Source organism: [Borrelia] turdi (assembly GCF_030439285.2).
Lineage (GTDB): Bacteria > Spirochaetota > Spirochaetia > Borreliales > Borreliaceae > Borreliella > Borreliella turdi.
In genome coordinates, this window is record NZ_CP124018.1 from 66,624 (window position 1) to 83,378 (window position 16,755).

Annotated in this window: 15 protein-coding genes; 12 read left to right on the forward strand and 3 right to left on the reverse strand. The window is 25.4% G+C overall.

From position 1 onward, the window contains the following. The first annotated feature begins 4 nt into the window (after window positions 1–4). From QIA31_RS00880 to QIA31_RS00920, 9 genes are all read left to right on the forward strand, one after another. On the forward strand, window positions 5–2,323 hold the full coding sequence (locus QIA31_RS00880; protein ID WP_301393787.1) for an RnfABCDGE type electron transport complex subunit D: 2,319 nt from the start codon (window positions 5–7) through the stop codon (window positions 2,321–2,323). Continuing rightward, a complete protein-coding gene (locus QIA31_RS00885) occupies window positions 2,320–2,880 on the forward strand; it encodes a hypothetical protein (protein ID WP_301393789.1) in 561 nt (186 codons plus the stop codon). Before QIA31_RS00880 ends, QIA31_RS00885 begins: the two co-directional genes overlap by 4 nt. A gap of 15 nt (window positions 2,881–2,895) precedes the next feature. Beyond that, window positions 2,896–3,973 (forward strand): peptide chain release factor 2 gene (gene prfB / locus QIA31_RS00890; RefSeq protein WP_301385367.1). Its coding sequence is split into 2 segments (ribosomal slippage): window positions 2,896–2,952 and window positions 2,954–3,973, totalling 1,077 coding nucleotides; the frame shifts between segments, so codons are not numbered across the junction. Beyond that, complete coding sequence (locus tag QIA31_RS00895; RefSeq protein WP_301385369.1) at window positions 3,955–5,364, forward strand: hypothetical protein; 1,410 nt, start codon at window positions 3,955–3,957, stop codon at window positions 5,362–5,364. The genes prfB and QIA31_RS00895 overlap by 19 nt, the downstream gene beginning before the upstream one ends. 36 nt (window positions 5,365–5,400) lie before the next feature. Beyond that, the gene (gene ftsY, locus QIA31_RS00900; RefSeq protein WP_301385370.1) at window positions 5,401–6,246 is read left to right on the forward strand and encodes a signal recognition particle-docking protein FtsY; all 846 of its coding nucleotides are present in this window, start codon (window positions 5,401–5,403) and stop codon (window positions 6,244–6,246) included. Further along, window positions 6,243–7,268: a hypothetical protein gene (locus tag QIA31_RS00905; RefSeq protein ID WP_301385372.1), complete on the forward strand. Its 1,026-nt coding sequence runs from the start codon at window positions 6,243–6,245 to the stop codon at window positions 7,266–7,268. Before ftsY ends, QIA31_RS00905 begins: the two co-directional genes overlap by 4 nt. Further along, window positions 7,269–8,522, forward strand: coding sequence for an ABC transporter permease (locus tag QIA31_RS00910; protein ID WP_301385373.1), 1,254 nt, complete (start codon window positions 7,269–7,271; stop codon window positions 8,520–8,522). 1 nt (window position 8,523) lies between these two features. Next, window positions 8,524–9,204: an ABC transporter ATP-binding protein gene (locus tag QIA31_RS00915; protein ID WP_301393793.1), complete on the forward strand. Its 681-nt coding sequence runs from the start codon at window positions 8,524–8,526 to the stop codon at window positions 9,202–9,204. After that, complete coding sequence (locus QIA31_RS00920) at window positions 9,201–10,454, forward strand: ABC transporter permease (protein ID WP_301393795.1); 1,254 nt, start codon at window positions 9,201–9,203, stop codon at window positions 10,452–10,454. Before QIA31_RS00915 ends, QIA31_RS00920 begins: the two co-directional genes overlap by 4 nt. An 8-nt stretch (window positions 10,455–10,462) precedes the next feature. Here the strand turns inward: QIA31_RS00920 and QIA31_RS00925 are convergent, their stop codons facing one another. Together QIA31_RS00925 and QIA31_RS00930 are read right to left on the reverse strand one after the other, a co-directional pair. Continuing rightward, complete coding sequence (locus QIA31_RS00925) at window positions 10,463–11,761, reverse strand: hypothetical protein (RefSeq protein WP_301394448.1); 1,299 nt, start codon at window positions 11,759–11,761, stop codon at window positions 10,463–10,465. A gap of 62 nt (window positions 11,762–11,823) precedes the next feature. Continuing rightward, on the reverse strand, window positions 11,824–12,144 hold the full coding sequence (locus tag QIA31_RS00930; protein ID WP_301393798.1) for a hypothetical protein: 321 nt from the start codon (window positions 12,142–12,144) through the stop codon (window positions 11,824–11,826). A 183-nt stretch (window positions 12,145–12,327) separates the two neighbouring features. Between QIA31_RS00930 and QIA31_RS00935 the strand changes: the two genes are divergently transcribed. The 3 genes from QIA31_RS00935 (at window position 12,328) to QIA31_RS00945 (ending at window position 15,760) form a co-directional block, all read left to right on the forward strand. Continuing rightward, the gene (locus QIA31_RS00935; protein WP_301393800.1) at window positions 12,328–13,596 is read left to right on the forward strand and encodes a cysteine desulfurase; all 1,269 of its coding nucleotides are present in this window, start codon (window positions 12,328–12,330) and stop codon (window positions 13,594–13,596) included. 200 nt (window positions 13,597–13,796) lie between these two features. Continuing rightward, window positions 13,797–14,228 carry an iron-sulfur cluster assembly scaffold protein gene (locus tag QIA31_RS00940; RefSeq protein ID WP_301385377.1) on the forward strand — a complete coding sequence of 144 codons (432 nt, stop codon included), beginning with the start codon at window positions 13,797–13,799 and terminating at the stop codon, window positions 14,226–14,228. Next, entirely contained in the window at window positions 14,225–15,760 is a 1,536-nt protein-coding gene (locus tag QIA31_RS00945; protein ID WP_301385379.1) for a YifB family Mg chelatase-like AAA ATPase, read from the forward strand. The genes QIA31_RS00940 and QIA31_RS00945 overlap by 4 nt, the downstream gene beginning before the upstream one ends. Before the next feature lie 28 nt (window positions 15,761–15,788). Here QIA31_RS00945 and QIA31_RS00950 read toward each other — a convergent pair whose 3' ends face one another. Next, a complete protein-coding gene (locus QIA31_RS00950; protein WP_301393802.1) occupies window positions 15,789–16,739 on the reverse strand; it encodes an L-lactate dehydrogenase in 951 nt (316 codons plus the stop codon). Between the last annotated feature and the right edge of the window lie 16 nt (window positions 16,740–16,755).

The following is a 16,755-nucleotide window of genomic DNA, read 5'->3' on the forward strand; positions in this document are numbered from 1 at the left end:
GCTAATGCTAGACTTAGAAAAAGTAAAAACAATTCTTAAAAAATTTAATAAATACGAGGTAAGCATTGACGAGATTCAAATACCTGAGTACGCCCTAATACCCCTTGAAACAGAAAATTCAAAATCTATAATATATATAATTGAAAAACAAAAAATAGAAGAAAATCAAATTCTATCAAAAAATTCAAACATAGAACTATACACCTACTCTCCAATATCTGGAATAGTAGAAAAAATATACACAGCCACCTTTCCAGATGGAAAAAAATTAAAATCAGCATTAATCAAATTTCAAGGAAAAATAAAAACCGAAAAAAACACAATTGAAGATGAAATCTCAAGAGAAAAAACTTTGGCAAAATTAATTCAACTAGGAATTCCTTGGTTCAACGAAAATTCTTTATTTCAATTCATAAATAAATGTAAAAAAATAGACAAAATGATTTTATTAACAAACGGAAAAGATGAGTTTACAAATATTTCAGAAGCACTAATGGCAGAAAAATTAGAAGAAATTCTTTCAGGATTCCAAATAATAGACAAAATATTTAAATTCAAAGAAATAACAATAATATCAAATAAAGACAAGCTAAAAAAAGAATTCGAAAAATTGAACATTTTTAAAAACAGAAAAATAAAAATTAAATCTTTGGAAAATGCATATCCTTATACAAATCATGAAATGATAATGCGCTTTTTATACAATAGCAAAAATACAAAAGATGATATAAACCCACACAACAATATTTTATTAGCAAACATTGAAGATCTATATAATACAAATCTTGTTATAAAAAGCAACAATCCTTATAAAGAAAAATTTGTAGCTATAAATGGAAATAAAAAAATAAAAAGTAGAATACTCAAAGTAAAAATTGGAACTTCTTTCAGCCAAATAATAAATGAAAAAATTGATACAAAAAAATATGAAATTTTCTTAAACAATCCAGCCAACAAAATAAAAATTGAAACATTAAACATACCAATAACAAGAGATATTTATAGCCTCACCATATTAAAGAAAAAATCAATATATGACAAAATTAGAGCATTGTTTATCTCGAGTTTTTCGCCATTACAAATGGAAAATATTATTTTTTCATATTTGAAAAATGAAAAAATAAATAATACCGGTAAATTAAAAATATTTAAATATACAGAAAAAGAAATAGAAGAAGAAATACATAAGGTTCAAAAAGAAATTAAAGGCAAGATTCTAAATGAAAATCTAATAAATGAGATAATATACACTGAAAACAATTTAAAAGATATATACTTTACTATCATACTATCATTATTGCCTAGTCTAATATTTTCTTTTATAAATAACACAAAATTCATGACAGACACTTTACTGCTAATATTTATTAGCGTGGCAATCTACATACCAATAATGCTAAAAATTAATTATAAATGTTTGTCTTTTTTTGTTTACAATGCCTTAATTATAAGTATTATATTGCCTTTAAATTTAGAAATTACACTAAAAATAACTTCCTTATTATTTACTTTTTTAGTATTCTTTTACTTTTTCAGACTATCATCATTTTTAACAAATCCTATATTAATTTCTTTTATGTTTTTTGTATTAAATTTTCCAATAAGTTTAAAGCAAACCTATCAAGAAGAGCTTAAAAACTCACCGCCAATAATTCCAACCTGGAATAAAATAATTAACACAAATCCAAACATAAAAAATTTAAAAAGTTTGAATACCTTCACAAGATATGAAAACAAAAAAATCGATGCAATTGAAAATTTTGTAAATAAAAACATTTTTTCCGTTTTCAATATAATTATCACAAGATTTCATATTGAAAGTCTTTTGGGGGTGAATAATGAAAAAAAAATATCTCCAATTTTGCTTTATTTTGGACTCGTATTAATAGTTGGTAAATATATAATTAACAAATTAATACCATTGTCATTTTACATAAGTTTGATGACAATTTCATACATAACAAACAATATAGGAATGCTAAGCCACATCAGCTCAGATATGTTAACATTGCTTATCTCCCCAATACCAATGCTATTAATATTTACAATGGCAACAGAAGTGCAAATAACACCTCACTTCAAATTTGAGCAAATACTCTATGGATTAGTATTAGCATTTATATACTTTTTAACATTAAGCTATATTCCTTTTGAAACTTTATCAATCATAATATCTATTTTTATCTTACAAGCAAGCTCAAACTTAATAAAAAAATATAGTTTAACCTTCAAAATTAAAAAAATGATACATTTTTTGAAAACAAACAAAGAAAAAGCACTCAAAACCTCTCTTGAGAATGAAAAGGATATAATAAAATTATGACTAGTGATTTGATTACATATTTGATTATTAATAATTTAACTTTAATACACTTTGTTGGATTTGAGGATATAAAAATAAAAAATAATGCGATCTTAATAAAAAAATACATCATAATAACAATTACCTCTTTATTAATATATTCAACATCATTTTATTTTTATAACCTATTTACAAAGAACAATTTATTGTTCTTAATGCCAATTTTTTATGTAATGTTAATTTACATGTTGATATTATTCTTTAAAGCATTAAATGATATTTTTATTGTTTACAATAAAAAATCAAATTATTCAAATGATTTCATGCTTTCAAATAGCAGCTTAATTGCAATAACATTTTTTGCACTTGATAAGAACAACGGATTTTTTGAAGGATTAGAAATAATTATTCTATCTGCACTTGGCATATTAATAGCTTTAATGTCAATAATATCAATAAAAAAAAATTTTGATAAAAACCCTAAAAAAAATATATTGGAAAACGAACCAATATATTTTTTTATAATGTTTATTATATCTTTAATTCCAAATATAATTATATTAATATACAATCAATAATAGCGAGAAATAAAAATGAAAGAAAAAATAAATACACTGTTTAAACAAGCCGAAGACATCTGGAGGAAGCTTTGACAAAAAAGAAATTCAAGCTAAAATCGAAAAATACGAAAAAGAAATAAACCAGAGAAATTTTTGGAATGATCCCAAAAGAGCCCAAGAAGTTATTAAGGCCCAAAGTATCTTAAAAAGCAAAATTGATCCTTGGGAAGAACTAATCAAAAAAATCAAAGACTTAAGCGATCTGTGCGAAATTATTGAAAATGAAAAAGATACTAACAGCTTAGAAATTGAATTTAATGTACTTGAAAAACAGTACAAAGATTTACTAACAATTTCTTACTTTAAAAAAGAGATTGACGCAAACGATGCTTTTTTAACTATTCATTCTGGTGCTGGGGGTACTGAAGCATGTGACTGGGTTTCAATGCTTTACAGAATGTACTCAAGATATGCTGAGAGAAAAAAATACAAAACAGAACTTGTTGATTTACTCGAAGCAGAAGGTGGAATCAAATCTGTTACAATAGAAATCAAAGGTGCTTATGCTTATGGGCTTTTAAAAAGTGAAGTCGGAATACATCGCCTTATAAGAATTTCTCCATTTGATGCTGCTAAAAAAAGACATACATCTTTTGCATCAGTATTTGTTGACCCTGTTATTGATGAAAAAATAGAAATAATAATAAAACCAGAAGATATAAGAATTGATACATACAGAGCGTCGGGAGCCGGAGGACAACACGTTAACAAAACATCTTCTGCTGTAAGAATAACTCACATTGAAACAGGAATAGTAACTCAATCTCAAAGCGATCGAAGTCAACACAAAAACAAAGATATGGCAATGAAAGTTTTAAAATCAAGACTTTACGAATACTATAAAAATAAAGAAGATGAAAAAAATAAATCCAAGCAAGACGCAAAAAAAGAAATTTCTTGGGGCAACCAAATAAGATCTTACGTATTTCAACCTTACAATTTGGTAAAAGATCACAGAACAAAATTTGAAAATTCAAACACCGCTTCGGTTATGGACGGCAATATAGACAATTTCATAGAAGAGTATTTAAAATGGAAAAGTCTAAGTTAACACTAGTAATACCATTGCTAATATCTGCGATATATAAAATACACTCTCAAGGCAATATCGAGTACAACTTTTCCTATATCATTAATACAAAAAAGGAAAATATTGACCTTAAAAAAGGAATTGAAAAACAATTAAATAAAATTTACGAACAAATAACAGAACATATCATAAAAAATGATGACAAGAATATCATTGAAGATATTTATATAAATCAAGATATAATAAAAACAGAACTTGAAATTAGCAAATTAAAAAAAGAAATGGATAAAAAAAAACTTCAAAACATAATAAACGCAAAAGAAAAACATAACACCAAAGCCAAAATTGATGAGCTTAAAAAAGCTATTCTAAATATTAACAACAACAAAAAAAAATTTGAAGAATATTTTAACAATTTAAAAAAACTAAAAGTAAAATATAAAAAAATCGAAGAACAAACAAACATTTCAAATTTAAATAAAGAATTTTTCATAAGAGAAGAATTATTTTTTATTAACTATATTGATCTAAAAAAAATAGAAAATTATTATTTGCTAGAAATTAGCAACATCACTCCTGAAAAAATTGAAACTAAAAAAGCAGTATTTAAAACCTCATCTTCTGTTAATGAAATTGCAAATGAAATAATAAAACATAGTTTAAAAGAAATATTGGGTAGAGAATTTCTAAAAATCAATATTAACGTTAGAAACAACCCAGATGCAAAGATCTATATAAATGAAAAATTTGTTTCAAAAGGAATCTATTACGATAATATTTTTGACATTTCCAAAATCCCAAACAAAGAAATTGAAATACAAATCACAAGTACAAATTTCGAAAACTATTTTATTAAAAGAAAGATAAAAAATGCAGATTCAATAATATTAAATATTGACTTAAAAAGAACAATCTCTGAAAAAGTAGAAATTACAAGCACCGTAAAATCTAAAGTTTTTAAAAAGGGCATATTTATGGGAGAAACTCCAATTGAAATTGAAAAACCAGAAAATCAAGATATCATCTTACTTAAATCTGAAGGATATAAAGATAGATTCAAGTTGATAAATAAAAAAGAAAATCAAGTAGAAATAGAAATGATAAAAACTAGTAAAAATAGACTGAGCAACGCAAGAGATAAATTTTATGTTAATCTGGCTGTTTTTACATTAAGTACAATAGGAAGCATTTTTGCAGGAACATTACTTAACAATGCAGAAGTACTTTATAAAATAACTGGCAATCACTTTATCAATAAAAAATTAACAGCTGAGGATGTTTATATGGCAAAAGCAGAACAAATGACTGCAACATTTTTATTTGGAGCAGGCATAACTTTAACCATTGGTAGCTTTATTGCATTAATAACTCATTTAGTAGAATATATTAAAGAAGCAAATCTAGGAGAATAGATTTAACAATTAACAATAAAACAGGAGACCAAGCTTTTGGGCATTTTAGAAAAAATAAAAAATTTATTTAAAAACAAACAACAAGAAAATGTTATTGAAAACTTAAAAGACATTCTATTAGAATCAGACATTAATAATGAAATTGTAATAGAAATAATCAATAAATTAAGACAAGAAAAAAATAAAAACGAAAAAACTATTATTGAAGAATTAAAAGAACTTTTGAGTAATTATGTTAACACAAAAACATTTGCTCTAGAAAATAACAAATTAAACATTTTATTAATAGTTGGCATAAATGGAATTGGCAAAACATCAAGCATAGCAAAACTTGCAAATAAATTAAAAAATGAAGGCAAAAATATATTAATATCAGCTGCTGATACATTCAGAGCAGCTGCAATTGAACAAATGAAGATTTATGGCGAACAAATCGGAATCAGAGTAATATCTCAAAATCAAGGAAGCGATCCATCAGCTGTGATATTTGACAGTATTTCAAGCGCTAAGCTTAAAAATTACGATGCCTTAATTATTGACACAGCCGGAAGATTACAAAATAAAGAAAATTTAATAAAAGAGCTTCAAAAAATAAACAATGTAATATTAAAGCAAATAAAAAACACTAACATCAATTATCAAAAAATACTTGTAATAGATTCTACTATTGGAAAAAATACAAATAGCCAAGCAGAAATTTTTAATAAAGCAATAGAGATAGACGGAATAATAATCACCAAACTTGATTCATCTTCAAGAGCGGGTGCAATAATTAATATTTCAAAAACTCTTAAAAAACCCATATACTTTACTACATTTGGAGAAAAACTAAAAGACATTAAAGAATTTGATATTAATGAATATCTTAATAAATTGCTATGAAAAAAAAACAATTAATACTTCTTCTATTTATACCACAAATTATTCATGCAAAAAGCTATTTTGCATCTGATGCATTTTTCAACAAATACCAAAAATTAAACGAAAAACCAAAAACTGGGTTTTACATTGAGTACTATTTTATTGATGAAACTGAAAAACTCTACTTATATAAAGAAACTAATTTAATAAAATACAAAACAATTCAAATCATAGAAAATACAAGAAAAATCACATATTATGATACAAAAGATACAAAAAGAAAAGAAGAAATTTACGACAATTTAAATAACAAAATACAAGAAATTGAATATGACAACAAAGGAAAAATTCTTGAAACAGTAAATTACTTTTATGAAAATGGGAACTTAATATCCAAAAATTTAAAAACAATAAACCAAAAACCAAAATTAATATATTACTCTAGGGACGAAAATGGCAAGTTGCTAAAAATAACAGGATCAAATTTTCAAATTTGGAACTATGGAATTAATGGCGACATAAAATCCACATATTTTGACATCAAAAAATCAACAACAAAAGTAATAAAATATGATGATAAAAAAAGAAATTTAAACAGTACAATAATTGTTAATAATAAAATAAAATCCAAAGAAAAAAACCAATATCTAGATGAACAAAAAACAGTAAACACCTTTGAAGAAGAAAATACAAAAATCATATCTACCTATCAAGGAAACAACCTAGTAAAAGAAGAAACATACAAAAATAATGAACTTATAAAAATAAATGATTTTCAATACAACTCATCTGATATGATGATTCTTCAAAATACTAAAGAAAAGGATAAAGACCAATACACCAATACTAAAATTGAATACGAATATAACCAAGACAATCAATTAAAAAGCAAAAAAATTTATGAAAACGATATAATTTATCTAAAAACCAAATACTACAATGATAATGAATATGAAGAAGAAATATACTATAATCAAAGCCCCGCTCTTAAAATAAAACACAAGGATGGAAAAGTCACCGAAGAAGAACCAATAGGAAATTAAATGGATATAAGAAATTTTTTGCTTAAAAGATTAATACTAGAAGAAAAAAATAGTTTGGCCCTCACAATTGTAATAATATTAAGCATTGCCTTAGGTGAAATAATAATTATCCTAACAATATCAATCATGAATGGTTTTCAAAACGATTTTTTCCTTAGCATTACAAATATCGAAAGTGGAAATTTAAAAATAGAAAATGAACTTACCCAAGAAGAAATCAAAAAAATTAAAAATATTAAAGGAATAAAGCATATAAATAAAATATATGAAACTCAAGGCATTGGAATTCAAAATTATTATTATCCAACTATTTTAAATATTATTGCCGTTGATATTAAAGATCTCAAAAAAGATCAAAATTTCATTTCATTTACAGGACTTGAAAAAGCCGAACTTGATCTTAAGGATAATGAAATTATTATTGGAAATGTACTCTCCTACAATTTCAACTTATTCGAAAATGACCTCCTGGGATTGATAATTGCCGATGAAATAAAAAACTTAATATCATTAGAAAATGACATAAAGTTTTTTAAAATAAAATCAATTTTTAAAAGTAATTATGCAAAAACAAACGAAACTTTAATTTTTATGAATATAGACTATTTCATTAAAAACAAAATTTTAAATAATTTTAGTATTAATTACCAAGTAAAAACAAAAAATTTAAATCCAAGTAACAAATTAATTGAAAAGATCAAAGCTATTAATCCAAAAATTAAAGTAAAAACTTGGAATGAATATAATAAAGAATTCTATAAAGCTTTGAAAATAGAACGAAATACAATGTTAATCATTTTAGCAAGCATTTTCATTGTTATCGCAGTTAATACATATTATCTACAAAAAAGAATAACAATAAACAAAAATAAAGCTATTTTAATACTATTGGCCATGGGACTTAGAATAAAAAAATTAAAGCAAATTTTTTTTACTCACTCAATAATAATTTGCACTACGGGGGGACTTCTTGGCTTGATACTGGGAATTTTAATTTCCTTAAATATAAATGAAATTTTAAAAATAATTGACAATCTGGTAAACACTTCAATAAATTTTTTAAATCAAATATTTGCCTTTGAAATAGATAACATTAAAATACAAATAGTAAAAAACACAATTACTCCTAAATTATTTTTAAACGATTTAGTATTTACTTTCTGTTTTGCATGCTTTTCTACAATATATTCAAGTGTAAAAGCAACAAAAAAAATTGAAAGTCAAAAAAACATTGAAACTATAAATGGATCATAAAATGGGAAATATATTAATTATAAAAAATCTTTGCAAAGCATACAAAAAAAATAAAACAAAAATTCAAGTAATAGAAAATTTAAACTTAACTGTAAAAAAGGGTGAATTTATTTCAATTCAAGGAAAAAGTGGTTGCGGGAAATCAACTCTTTTTAATATGATTTCAGGAATTGATAAAATGGATTCTGGAGAGATAATATCTTGCGAAATATTCTTAAAAAATGCAAATGAAAAAACATTAAGTTTATATAAAAACAGACAAATAGGCTTAGTATTCCAAAATTATAATTTAATAAATGAGTTTAATGTAATTGAAAATATAATTTTACCCAAAATCATCTCGGGCCAAGAAACAAAAGAAACAATAAATAAAAAAGCTCTAGATCTAATGAAAATATTAAAAATAGAAGACAGAGCAAAGCATTACCCTTCAGAACTCTCAGGAGGCGAATCACAAAGAGTTGCTATTGCTAGAGCGTTAATCAATGAACCTAATATCATCTTATGTGATGAACCTACGGGAAATTTAGACCTAAGCACAGCTAAAACTGTTGAAAATCTACTTATCAATACAGCTAAAAATTTTAAAAAAACCTTAATACTAGTTAGTCATAACCCTCAATTTGCAAATAAAGCAGATTCAAAATATGAATTCAAGGATAAGACATTAAAAAAACTATGATACTTTTAAAAGTAACAGAAATTACAAAAATTGCATATTTAATTTTTAAAAATTCAACAAATAAAATAGCTTTAATAGGTTCTGGAATATCATTAAGTTTAGTAATGATTCCATTAATTATTGTTTACTATATGTCTAGCAATATTATGACTTCTACTATTAACAAATACATTGAAAGTGAGGGATTTTCTACGCAAATAGAATACAACGACACAAATAAAACTAATTCTCTAAAAGACAGATTAAGCTCATTTAAAAAAAAATATAATTACAAAAATTTGAATTATTTTTTTGAAAAACGAACTTATGGAATTATTGGAAATAATAAAAAACAAGGCGTATTAATAAGAGCAATAGAAAATAAATTTATATTGGGAAACAAATCAATAAAATTGATAAAAGGTACTAAAAATTTAAAAAAGGATTCTATCCTAATTTCAAACCAAATAAAAAATAAGCTTAATCTAAATCTCAATGAAAAAATTGACATTGTAATTCCAAATACAAAAAACAATAAAATAATACCCAGAATAAAAAAGTTTAATATCTCAGGAATAATTGAAACTGGGCTAAAAGATATTGACAATAATTTGGTATTAATTTCTTTTGAAAATGAAAATCTAATGTCAAAAAAGTTTTCAAAAAGCATAATTGGGCTTAAAACAAATTTCAATTCCATAAAAAACAATGAACTCTTAAAACAGAATTTAGAAACTGAATTTCAAGAATTCCAAATAAAAACATTCTATGAACTTTACTTAAATAAATATAATAATCTAGATATAAGTAAAAAACTTTTAATATTCATTATGGCTCTAATTATAATATTTGCAAGCATTAATATATCTTCATCCCTTTCAATGCTTATTTTTGAAAACAAAAAGAAAATTGCAATACTAAAATCAATTGGAATGAATAATTTAAACATAAAAATAATATTTCTTCTGATATCGAGCACATTAAGTACCACCTTTTGTGGAATTGGAATAATAATTGGAAATTATTTAACGCTTAAAATATCTTATTTAATAAACTTTGTTGATAATGTTTTAAACTTTTTTTTAAAAATATTTGGAGAAGAAAATTCCGAAATATTAAACTCAGATTATTACGTATCTGAATTTCAAATAAATTTAAGCTTAAGCTTTAACTTAACAATTCTTGGATTATATATGTTAATAAACATTTTAACTACACTAATTCCGCTTAACATTATCTCAAATCTAAAAGAAAAAGAAATCTTGAGATAGCTTAAAGCCTACCTAATCATCACATTATAAATTTTAATAGATGAAAAATCCTTTTCAATTGTGGGATAAATCTCATTTGGAAAAATAGTACTAATTGTGAAACTCTGTTTAGATTTAGATTTTAAAAAAGAATTGGCAGAAGAAATTAATTTGCGTCTCAAAGACCTAATGATTCTACCTTCCTTATCAATATAATCAATTTCAATCTCCAAATTTTTAATGACATCTTTTGAAGAATTGAAAACTTCTATCACAGTATTTGCCCTACAAATCCCAAAAGACTTTTTAAAATAATTTCCAATATATTTAAATTTCAATATAAAGGAATCTGCATCAAGGCTTACACCAATTTTATCATCAACATTCTTAAAAAAATCAACTTCAATAATATCTAATACTATTTTTTTAGGATTAACATCAATAGCTCTTGGTATACTTGATATAACATCAATTGGAATATAAACATTTTTACCCCATTTTGCATAAAAATCACTTTCTTTTTCAAAAACCTGATTAAACACAGATTTGCCAAGATCGTCGTAAACTGTAACTCTGTAGGAAATCTTTTTAACAGGGTGCGTTGTTGAAACAACTCCCGCTTTAAGCTGATACAAATGCGCATCTTCAAATACTAAAACCTTAGCATCTTCTATTTCTATGTAATAGAAATCTTTGGAGTTTGAAATAAGATTAACAGTTTCAACTACCAAATCCGTAGCCATAGTAATAGGAGGAAGACCTTTCGATATTAAAATAGGAGTAAATTTTTCTTTTAAAACCGTTTTACCATTTCCATTTACACCAATAAAACTCTGAAAAGATCTGTAAGTAATCAAAGAAATAAAAAATATCAAAATAGAACTTAAAGCCAATATTAACATTCTACTCTTAGATTTTTTAGACTCATAATAGCCAATTAAATCTAAATCATTTCTTATTCCGAATTCTTTTGCTTGTAAACTTACATGAATCATTTTTTTCTTGGATTCTTTAGTATTTACCTTATCAACAATCTCTTTAAAAAGAAAAAAAAATAAACTAAAGATTGATTTATCGTGAAGGGAATAAAAATAGACAGATTCAAGCTCTCTAAAAGCAACATCTATCTTACCCATATCAACAAATCTTTTGGCTCTCGAATAAGATCTTCTAAAATAAAATCCCATATTTTCAATATCATTATCAGAAATATCTGATATTTCAATAATATTTTTAATACTCTTTTTGCTTAAAATTTTATTTTTATACTTCCTAAGTTTTGATAAATAAATCCTAATTCTATCTTCAGATGTTTTACTATTCATTATCTTCTAATTCATCAACTTTTTTTTAAAAGCCAATAAGCCTAATTCTATCTTCAGATGTTTTACTATTCATTATCTTCTAATTCATCAACTTTTTTTAAAAGCCAATAAGCAATATTTCTAGCAGTAGTCTTTGTAATAGAAATTCCTATAAAAGAGTTAATTAATACTATTTTGCTCTCTTCTCCACTTTTTAATTCTTTTGAAGCCTCTTCTAAAACACCTTCTTTAGTTTTTGTGTAAGCAATCTCTTCGGAAATCTCTGCAGACTCGAAAACAAGATCACAAAAAATCTCTCCCGTATTAGTTACATTCCCATAAATATTATTAACAGGAACTAACTTATAATCTTCGGCTTTTTCAAACCTATAAATTACTTCTTTCATATAAACGAGTATATCATAATCAAAAAACATAGCCAATAAACAAAATTTATACAAAAAAATAAATTTCAATTTAACAAAAATGATTATTAATTAATAATCATTTTAAACTTTTTTTATGAAATAAAAAATAATGCTATAATAATTAAAAACTAAAAATCAAAACAAAGGAACTTGTAAGAAATTATGGATTTCAAACAAATAAAAAGCAATGCAGAAAAAGTCAAGTTTTTAAGAAAAGATTTTCCTATTTTAAATAAACAGTTTGACAATAAGCAAATAATTTATTTTGACAATGCGGCAACCTCTCAAAAGCCTAAAAAAGTAATTTATTCTAGTATTGAATATTATGAAAATTGCAACGCAAATGTACACAGAAGTGGTCACAAATTTGCAATTCAATCTAGCATAAAAATAGAAAAAACAAGAGAACTTGTAAAAAATTTCATTAATGCAGAATCTACAAAAAATATAATATTTACTTCTGGAACTACAGATGGAATTAATACCATTGCAAGCTCATTTTTGTACTCAAAATACTTTAAAAAAAAAGATGAAATTATTCTTACAACTCTTGAGCATAATAGTAATTTGCTGCCATGGGCAAATCTTGCAAATTTAGCTAATTTAACAATTAAATTTGCTAAATTCAATGAAATGGGAATTATTACCCCTGAAGAAATTGAAAAACTTATTACAGAAAAAACAAAACTCATTAGCATTTCAGGAATAAATAATACCTTAGGAACTGTTAATGATTTGGAATCTATTGGGAAAATAGCAAAAAAATATAATATAAGTCTTTTTATAGATGCTGCACAAACAGCACCTCATATAAAAATAGATGTTAAAAAAATTGGATGTGATTTTTTGGTATTTTCTGGACACAAAATGCTTGCTCCAACAGGAATAGGAATTTTATACATTTCAAATAATATGGCCGAAAAACTTCATAGCTCAAAATTAGGAGGAAATACTGTAGAAGAAATATTCATAGAAAATAAAAAAATTAAATTTAAATCACTTGATGCTCCCAATAAATTTGAATCAGGAACTCCAAATATTGCAGGAATTATTGGACTTAAAGAGGCAATAAAATATATCAATAATATTTCTATGGATTTTATTTTAGAACATGATCATCAATTAATAGAATATGGAATAAAAAAATTACAAGAGCTTGATGAGGTTGAATTTTTATTAAATACAAATCTTAAAAGAAATTCAATAATATCATTTACAGTAAAAAATATTCACTCACACGATATTGAAACCTATCTAGATACAATGGGAATAGCAACTAGAGCTGGAAAAGCTTGTTCTTATGTAGCATTTTTTCCAGAAAATTTAAATAAAAACCATCTTTTAAGAATTAGCTTTTATTTTTACAACACACAAGAAGAAATTGATAGTTTCATATTGGGGTTAAAAAAAGTAATAAAAGAGCTTTCATAAAAATTTAGAAAAAAATATCATAATTAAGTTAATTAAAAATAAAGATTTTTAATTAACTTAATTTAAGGATTAATAAGCATTATTTCAATCTTTAAAAATCTCAAAACAATTTCAACTTTATTTTTAAATAAAAAGTTTTAAAAATATTCATAATATCTTTTATTATTGATTTAATAATTCAAAGAAAATAAAATTAAATTATGCTCACTGAAAAAACTAAAAGAAAATTAATAGATCTAAGTAAATTAAATACTTACATAATACATAAAATAGAAACAAACCAAAATTTCAAACACCGATCTAAATGTGGAGATCAAATCTTATTTCAAATAACAAAAGAAAATAACGGAAAATTTAATTTAAAACATCATGCATCTGGGTGCATGATTTTACTTGCAAGCGCCAACGCATTAAACAAATTGTGCGATAATAAATCAAAATCCGAAATCCTAAACTTAGTGCAAAAAGTAATAAACACTGATTTTGTCGATCTAGACGAAATTGACACAAGTTTAAAAATTTTTAACGCATTTACAAATACAAATAGAAAAGACTGCTTTTTACTGCCATATAAATCATTAAAAGATAGTTTGGAAAATTATAAGCCTTTAAGGGGGGAAACTATTAGATGAAAATCTATTCACACTCATCAATTGGATATGAAGGAGAACTAATTGAGATTGAAATAGACCTTAAAAAAGGAACTTCAGGAATCGATATTGTGGGGCTTGCTGGAAACGAAATTAAAGAATCAAGAGAAAGGGTAAAGTCGGCTATTAAGAATTCAAATTTTCATTTTCCTAAAGATAGAATATTAATAAATCTTGCACCGGCTGGAATTAAAAAACTTGGAACAGCTTTTGACCTTTCGATAGCTAGTAGCATCATTAAAATCCAGGAAAACAAAAATAATAAAAATTTAGAAATCTTAATATTGGGAGAATTACAATTAGATGGTAAAATAAGATCAATAAAAGCGGTCTTACCAGCCATTGCTCTTGCCAAAGAGAAAGGAATAAAATTTGCAATAGTTCCCTTTGAAAATTTAGAAGAAGCTTGCCTAATAGATGGGCTAAATATTTGGGGAGTTAAAGATTTAAAAGAAACTATAAAAATAGTAGAACAATTAAACGGCAATATTCTTCCCCCAAGGACAAATATTAAAGCACAAAAAACAATTGAACAAGATTGTATTGTAGAATATGACTTTAAAAATATAAAAGGACAGCAAAGAGCAAAAAGAGCAATTGAAATAGCAATTGCTGGTGGACATAACATCATGTTATTTGGTCCACCTGGAAGCGGAAAAACACTTAGTATTAAGTGCGCTCAATCTATTCTTCCTCCACTTACAAACAAAGAACTTATAGAAACAAATAGAATATGGTCAATATCGGGAAAATTAATAGACAGTAAGATAATAAAACAAAGACCCTTTAGAAATCCTCACCATACTGCTAGTAAAGAAGGAATAATTGGGGGGGGCCCTAATCCTTTACCCGGAGAAGCATCTCTTGCCCACAACGGCATATTATTTCTAGATGAGGCTTTAGAATTTAAAAAATCTATCTTACAATCTTTACGTGAACCTATTGAAGATAAAGCAATTTCAATCTCAAGAGCAAGTTCTAAATTATTCAAATACCCCGCCAATTTCCAACTAATGCTTGCAATGAATCTTTGCCCTTGCGGGAATCTTGGCAAAAAAAATATAGATTGTTTTTGCTCACAACAAGAAATTTCAAATTATTGGAAAAAACTTGGAGCTGCAATGCTTGATAGAATTGATATTAGGGTTCCAACAAGGGCAATTAATAATGAAAAATTACTCAGCGAAACAAGCGAAAGTTCAAGCGAAATAAAGCAAAGAATAATAAAAGCAAGAAACATTCAAAATATAAGATACGAAAATCTTGCAAACATAAATAAAAATTCCGATCTTAATTCCGATCACATTGAAAAATTTTGCGAATTGAGTGCAATCTTAAAAAATGATTTGATTTACATCCTAAATAAACTAAACATATCTTCAAGAGCAACGCATTCAATACTAAAAATTGCAAGAACAATCTCCGATTTAAAGGAAGAAAAAAACATTTCAAGAGAAGCCTTACTTGAAGCAATTGAACACAGAAAAAACGGAGAAAATATGCTTGAAAAATAAAAACCCCTAAAATATTGGGGTCTCAAAACTAAAATTCTATTTTTTCAATATAGCTTTTAAGCTGATTAGCAGAACTATTAAACCTCTCAAGCTCTTTGGGGCTTATTTTAAAGTTTAGAACTTCTTTAACTCCTTCTTTACAAACTATGGCAGGTGCTCCAATATAAATATCCTTAATTACCCCGCCATATTGACCATTAATATAAGAAGATATTGGCAGAATAATATTCTGATCTCCAATTATTGCATTTACAATATTCTTAATTCCAAGTCCAATAGCATAATAGGTTGCACCTTTGAGCTTAATCACCTCATAAGCAGCATTAATAACCTTTTTATGAATTTCATCAAGCTCCAACTCAGTTATTTTGCCTTCAGAAAGGTATTCTGATAAAGGCTTCATTGCTATTTTTGTTTCATCCCAAGTAACAAAAGAACTATCACCATGCTCACCCATAATATAAGAATGTATATTTTGAGTGTTTACATTAAAACGATCACTTAAAAAATATCTAAGCCTTGAAGTATCAAGAATAGTACCAGTGCCAATAACCTTATGAATAGGAAATTTAGAATATTTCATTGTAACATAAGTCATAATGTCTACAGGATTACTTGCAATGACAAAAATACCATTAAATCCACTAGATACAACATTAGTTACAATATCTTTAAAGATTTTAGAATTTTTATCAACCAAATCAAGCCTTGTTTCACCAGGTTTTTGATTAAGTCCTGCTGTAATTACAACAATATCTGCGTTAAAACAATCTTTGTAAGTTCCATACAATACATTAATATTTTTCTTTAAAAACATCTGGCCATGATTAAGGTCCATAACCTCACCTTTTGCTTTATTTTCATTAACATCAATAATTATAAGTTCATGTACAAGCGAGTTATCTATTGTCAAAGCATAAGCAAAGCTTGAACCAACACCACCAGCTCCAATAAGAACAACTTTATTAGACTTAAGCATAAAGTACTCCATATAA

What these genes read in the sequence shown, in the direction of transcription:
- QIA31_RS00910 (WP_301385373.1), top strand. Translation starts at nt 7,269, where the DNA reads ATGGATATAAGAAATTTTTTGCTTAAAAGATTAATACTAGAAGAAAAA.
- QIA31_RS00930 (WP_301393798.1), bottom strand. Translation starts at nt 12,144, where the DNA reads ATGAAAGAAGTAATTTATAGGTTTGAAAAAGCCGAAGATTATAAGTTA.
- QIA31_RS00945 (WP_301385379.1), top strand. Translation starts at nt 14,225, where the DNA reads ATGAAAATCTATTCACACTCATCAATTGGATATGAAGGAGAACTAATT.
- QIA31_RS00885 (WP_301393789.1), top strand. Translation starts at nt 2,320, where the DNA reads ATGACTAGTGATTTGATTACATATTTGATTATTAATAATTTAACTTTA.
- QIA31_RS00940 (WP_301385377.1), top strand. Translation starts at nt 13,797, where the DNA reads ATGCTCACTGAAAAAACTAAAAGAAAATTAATAGATCTAAGTAAATTA.
- QIA31_RS00920 (WP_301393795.1), top strand. Translation starts at nt 9,201, where the DNA reads ATGATACTTTTAAAAGTAACAGAAATTACAAAAATTGCATATTTAATT.
- QIA31_RS00880 (WP_301393787.1), top strand. Translation starts at nt 5, where the DNA reads ATGCTAGACTTAGAAAAAGTAAAAACAATTCTTAAAAAATTTAATAAA.
- QIA31_RS00905 (WP_301385372.1), top strand. Translation starts at nt 6,243, where the DNA reads ATGAAAAAAAAACAATTAATACTTCTTCTATTTATACCACAAATTATT.
- QIA31_RS00895 (WP_301385369.1), top strand. Translation starts at nt 3,955, where the DNA reads ATGGAAAAGTCTAAGTTAACACTAGTAATACCATTGCTAATATCTGCG.
- QIA31_RS00950 (WP_301393802.1), bottom strand. Translation starts at nt 16,739, where the DNA reads ATGCTTAAGTCTAATAAAGTTGTTCTTATTGGAGCTGGTGGTGTTGGT.
- QIA31_RS00935 (WP_301393800.1), top strand. Translation starts at nt 12,328, where the DNA reads ATGGATTTCAAACAAATAAAAAGCAATGCAGAAAAAGTCAAGTTTTTA.
- QIA31_RS00915 (WP_301393793.1), top strand. Translation starts at nt 8,524, where the DNA reads ATGGGAAATATATTAATTATAAAAAATCTTTGCAAAGCATACAAAAAA.